Origin of the sequence: Bacillus sp. REN16, from assembly GCF_020731355.1 — a bacterium.
Classification (GTDB): domain Bacteria; phylum Bacillota; class Bacilli; order Bacillales; family Bacillaceae_L; genus Ferdinandcohnia.
The window spans coordinates 1-5020 of sequence record NZ_JAJFZK010000047.1 but is presented as its reverse complement, the minus strand read 5'-3'; the positions used below and the strand labels follow the sequence as shown (position 1 = coordinate 5020).

Annotated in this window: 4 protein-coding genes; all 4 read left to right on the top strand. The window is 36.5% G+C overall.

The annotated features are described in order from the left end of the window. Positions 1 to 33: 33 nt before the first annotated feature. The 4 genes from LKW28_RS22660 to LKW28_RS22645 all read left to right on the top strand — a co-directional run bounded on the left by LKW28_RS22660 (position 34) and on the right by LKW28_RS22645 (position 4705). Positions 34 to 1143 carry a tyrosine-type recombinase/integrase gene (locus LKW28_RS22660; RefSeq protein WP_107920280.1) on the top strand — a complete coding sequence of 370 codons (1110 nt, stop codon included), beginning with the start codon at positions 34 to 36 and terminating at the stop codon, positions 1141 to 1143. Continuing rightward, a complete protein-coding gene (locus tag LKW28_RS22655) occupies positions 1136 to 2230 on the top strand; it encodes a tyrosine-type recombinase/integrase (protein WP_229142679.1) in 1095 nt (364 codons plus the stop codon). Before LKW28_RS22660 ends, LKW28_RS22655 begins: the two co-directional genes overlap by 8 nt. A gap of 836 nt (positions 2231 to 3066) precedes the next feature. Then, on the top strand, positions 3067 to 4275 hold the full coding sequence (locus LKW28_RS22650) for a site-specific integrase (protein WP_229142678.1): 1209 nt from the start codon (positions 3067 to 3069) through the stop codon (positions 4273 to 4275). Continuing rightward, the gene (locus LKW28_RS22645) at positions 4265 to 4705 is read left to right on the top strand and encodes a DUF6262 family protein (protein ID WP_107920283.1); all 441 of its coding nucleotides are present in this window, start codon (positions 4265 to 4267) and stop codon (positions 4703 to 4705) included. The genes LKW28_RS22650 and LKW28_RS22645 overlap by 11 nt, the downstream gene beginning before the upstream one ends. Positions 4706 to 5020 lie beyond the last annotated feature (315 nt).

The window sequence follows — 5020 nt, the reverse complement described above, 5'->3', positions numbered from 1 at the left end:
TTTGCCTTTCTCCTTTGAGTGGAGGGGAGTGCCTTGAAGGTTGAAAAAACCCTGTCATCCTTTGTGTTAGTGGATTCTAACATGAGGATTATTTCAGAGGTTTTAGATTTTACGAATACTCTGGAAAGCAAAGGATTGTCACCCAATACGGTAAAAAGTTATTTAGATGATTTGAAGATCTTCTATCTATGGCTTGAACGGGAAGGGTTAAAGTTCTATGAAGTGAAGCCATCATCCATAACCAGTTTCATTGAATACATCGACAGCAGAAAACCAAGTGGGAGAGTTGCCCCTGCAACGCTTAATAGATACTTGGCAACATTAAGCTCGTTTTTCAGACACTTTGAAGCTATTGGGGGATTTGTAGAAGAATCACCATTAGTCAAAGTAAGAGGCTATGCACCACATCAGAACAGAGGTTATTTACGTCATGTAACGAAGAATTGGGATAAAGGTCTTCAAAGTTACTTTAGAAGAAAGTTAAAAAAGAAAAGTGACAGAAAGAGACTATATTCTAATACGGTGCAGAAGTATTACCAAGCTGTTGATATGCTTTGGGGGAAAAACGAATCTTTAATGTTTCGGAACAAGCTGATGTTTCGAGTGTTATATGAAACGGGATTTAGGGTGTCTGAGCTATTACACCTTAGAATTAGTGATTATGACTATCCTGATCCAACAGAGAAAACAGGTAATATTTATCTAATTGAGAGGGAAAATGAACCCCTTGATAGGCAATTGAAATCAGGCGAAAGAACCATACCTGTGTCATGGAAATTGTTACAGGCGTTAGAGGATTATGTTCTATTCCATCGCCCTCAAAAAGATGATATTGATTATATCTTTGTGTCACACTCTACGAGTAATTTAGGAGAACCGATTGGTAGAACCTCGGTGGAAGATGTGTTAAATGAAATTCAAGAGGAAAGTGGAATTGAATACTTCCGTTTAACACCACATTCTTTGAGACATACACACGCTTCCGAATTACAGGATATTGGAGTGGATGTAAATGTCATAAGAGAACGATTAGGACATCAGAGCATCGCTACTACAGCTAAATACGCAAAGCCTTCTGTTAAGACATTAGCAATGGCTCATGAGCGTTATTTAGAAAGTAAGAGGGGTGAGCTACTTGACTAATGTACTTCCTCTTATTGATATGAGTAAAGACACTTGGGTATTTCCTGCAAGTGAGGATTTGTCTCCTTACACATTTCGGTTTGATTTTTTACCGAATGAATGGTTTAAGGAAACGATTAAGAAGATTACAAAAGAGTCGATTACAATTGGTAGGCTTAAACTCTCAACATTACACAGATACAACTATTCGTTAGAGGTATTCTTTGAGTATTTAGAGGGTTATGATATTGTTCTTGATACGTTTGAGGAACTTACATTTGATATTGTAGAAGGGTTTATTCACTACTTATTAGCAAATGTAAATAAACCGCAAACGAGAGCTATATCGTTAGCTTCATTGAAACATCATATTAAGCATGGTCAACTCTTTGAGTGGGGTGGATTTCCACTTTACGAAGTGTTTGATGGAACTGAACAACGTACTTTACAAACAGAGGACTCGTTGAAAAGTATGCTTATTGATGACAATGTAATGGATTCGATTGATTCTTCACTTCGCCAAATGAAATCAACATTACAGCCAACTTTAGAATGCTTAAATGATGTTGTTCTTTGGACTTTAGTTACTGTCGTTAGACATACAGGAGTACGTTTAACAGAGGCTTTAAACTTAAATAAAGACTGTTTAAGAAGAGACTTATTGAAGAAATATCTTCTGGAAGTAGTTAGTTCAAAAAATGAGACCGAAAGGTTTATTCCTGTTAGCAAAGAGGTTTCGGTAGCAATTAAAATGTTAATTCAAGCTACGGAAGAACTTCGTTCTGAATTGAAGACCGACAAATTATTTTATTATTTTCAACCTATAAACAAGAAATACAAGCCTTTGAGACAAGTAACTGCAAGGGATTGGTTGAGAGATAAGTTTATTAAACGGTTTGATATTCGGGATAGCAACGGTGATTTGGCGGTAATAACGTTTCACCAATTCCGTCATCAAATTGGAACCGATCTTCTAAATAACGGTCTTAGTACGTTTGAGGTTATGCAGTATTTGGGGCATGAGTCTATGCACTCTACTCGCCTATATGCCAAAGTCCGAAATGACAAACTCACGNTCTACTCGCCTATATGCCAAAGTCCGAAATGACAAACTCACGAAAGAGTATAAAAAGATTGGTTTTATTGGACTTGTAGAACGTAAGGTTGATGACATTGTAGATGAAAATGGTAAAAAACTTGATACCGAAAAACGCTTAATGGCACAGCTTCCAGATGGTGTATGTGCTAAACCGATAAACAAAAAGGTTGTAAATTGTAAAAAGCCGAATGCTTGTTTATTTTGCCCGAAGTTTATTACCACTCCTGAATTCCTTGAAGCTCATAAGGATCATTTGGGGCGTATAAGGGCAGATAAGGAACGATATATGGCACAAGACCTCATGGGTAGTGATTACCTCTTAAACGAGACTGAGAAGGCTTTAGAAGTGATTGTCAGCCGTTTAGAAGCCCTTCAACAAGGGGGGATGGTCAAATGACAATAAACAATAATTTGCCTTTGGTTGACTACACACCGTCTAAATCTGTAAAAGAAGCTCGTTGTGGCAATAACAAATTCTCAGATGATATTTGGGACTTTAAAGGCTTTGTGGAAGCTCCACATTGGAATGATGCCAAATTTCGAATAGACTTTACTTCTTTTAGTCAATGGGAATCTATCAAGATTACGATTAAAAAGTATATTCATTCGGAATTACTCATGAACGGTTTCAATTCAGTGAAACGGAAGCATTCAGCATTTAAGCAACTTATTGACTTTTTAAATGAAAATCATAGTATTGAGTCTTTTCAAGACTTTACGGACAACACGATCCGAGANAAAATCATAGTATTGAGTCTTTTCAAGACTTTACGGACAACACGATCCGAGAATACTTTCAATACTTGCTTAAAGCCATTAGTGAAAGAGGAACACCTCTTAGTCCAATGAGTATTAAAAAATCGGCACAAGTGGTAAAAGAATTGTTAATTCGAGGCGGTCAAAGAGATTGGGAAGTGCCGACAAACACTACCAAAATAAACAGCATATACAATGAATTAATCATTAATAACAAAACGCTTAAAGAGGGTACGAAGTTTGGTGTAACCAACAAGGTTCTACCCGAAGAAGAAGTTATTAACAGCCTAATTAAAACGGCAAGAGAACAGCTTGAAAAGGGTGAGGATGTCCTTACTTCTGCAAGTATCCTTCTTTCCACTCAGTTAGGTCTTCGTATAAGTGAAGTTGTACTAATTCAAGAAGGCTGTTTAAGTGTAATAAATGGTGAGTACCAAATAACTTATCTGACTTCGAAAACACAAAAAACGCCAGAACGGGTAACAAGACCTGCGAATGAAATAGTAGTTGAAGCAATTAGAGCCTTAGAGAAACACTCAAAGCCTTTGATAAGGCAGTTCGGTGAACCATATCTCTTCTTAACTTATACAAACAGAAGAAAAGATCCAATCACCATTGCGAGTCACTCTAACTGGACAGCAAAAAGATTGAATCCCTTTATTAAAAAGCATGATTTGCGTGATGAAAAAGGAAATCTTTTAAAACTTACACAACACTATTTCAGACATATATTTGCGACTTATGCCCTTAAAGGTGGAATGAAACTCCACGATGTAGCTGAAATGATGAATCATAAGTCTATTATGATGACTGAGACTTATGACCATACCAAAGGACAAAAACAAGAGGTTATCAAGGATATTTTATCAGGTGAAATTCCAGTCACAACGACCAATAAAATCGTACTGGAATCATTGGAAGGCGAAGAAAATCCGTTTAAAGGACTTACTACTGATCAAGTTGATAAAATGCGAAGAGCATTAAAGATTGAGCTATTACCTCATGGTATGTGTTTACATCACCCAATGCGTGGTGAACCCTGCGAACAAGATGGAGTATGCTTGGGCTGTCATGAATTCATAGCATCCGCAAGACACTTGCCTGTTTACGAAGCAAGGCTCGAAAGAGTCGAACAAGAATTAAATACTCTTGATAATGATAAGAGCATTTACACAACAAAACTTCGTTTTCAGCAAGGGATGTTAGAAAAATATGTTTCGGATTTACAAAAGAAACTGGCAGAGAAGGAATTCCAAGAGGCTCTTTTAGAAGTGGCAGGTGCTAAACATGACGAATGAGAAAAAACTAACTCTGGCAGAGCAAAATAGGCTCAGAACGACAGAGAAGGTCATAGAAGCTCTTGAAAAGTTGAAGAAGGGTAAAGATCCTATAACCATCAAAAGTGTTAGTGAGAAGGCAAATATATCACGAAAGACAATTTATAATCGACCTGATCTAAAGGCAATGATAGAGGAAACACAATCGCTACAAAGCGATTTAAACAGTTCTAAAAGGGAAGAACGTAAACCAAAGGGTTCAAGCCAAGCAGAGCAGATAAAACGTCTTAGAGAGAAGAATAAGGAGCTTGTAGAAGATAAGAAAATGATCTTAGAGCAAAATGTGATTCTCACTAAGAAAGTTACTGATTTACAAAATCGGATCGCTGACTTGGAAGATAAATTATATTCACAGGCTAATCTTAAAGTAGTGAATTTACCCCATAAATAACGTAGTATCAAATTTTGTCTGTAAGTTGGGATATATTGTTTCTGAATGAAACAAGTTTATCTTAGCAGGAATTATTTAGATATTAAGTGAATAACTTTATAATCGCTCTGGATAAGAGAATAGATTGGGGGTAAATACTTTATGGGCTACTTTGCATTCGTGTTGATAATTCTTATAGCACTGCTTGTGGATCTTTATTGGCTTGATGTTAATGGTAAACGTTGGGGTTGGATGAAAAATTGGTCTAAGCTCAATAAAACATTATTCTTTTCAGGTATTATTATTGTTTCAGCATTAATTTACTTTGCCTTCGGT

Bases quoted from the DNA above. Each gene is read 5' to 3' on its own strand.
- LKW28_RS22645 (WP_107920283.1), top strand. From the start codon at position 4,265: ATGACGAATGAGAAAAAACTAACTCTGGCAGAGCAAAATAGGCTCAGA.
- LKW28_RS22650 (WP_229142678.1), top strand. From the start codon at position 3,067: ATGAGTATTAAAAAATCGGCACAAGTGGTAAAAGAATTGTTAATTCGA.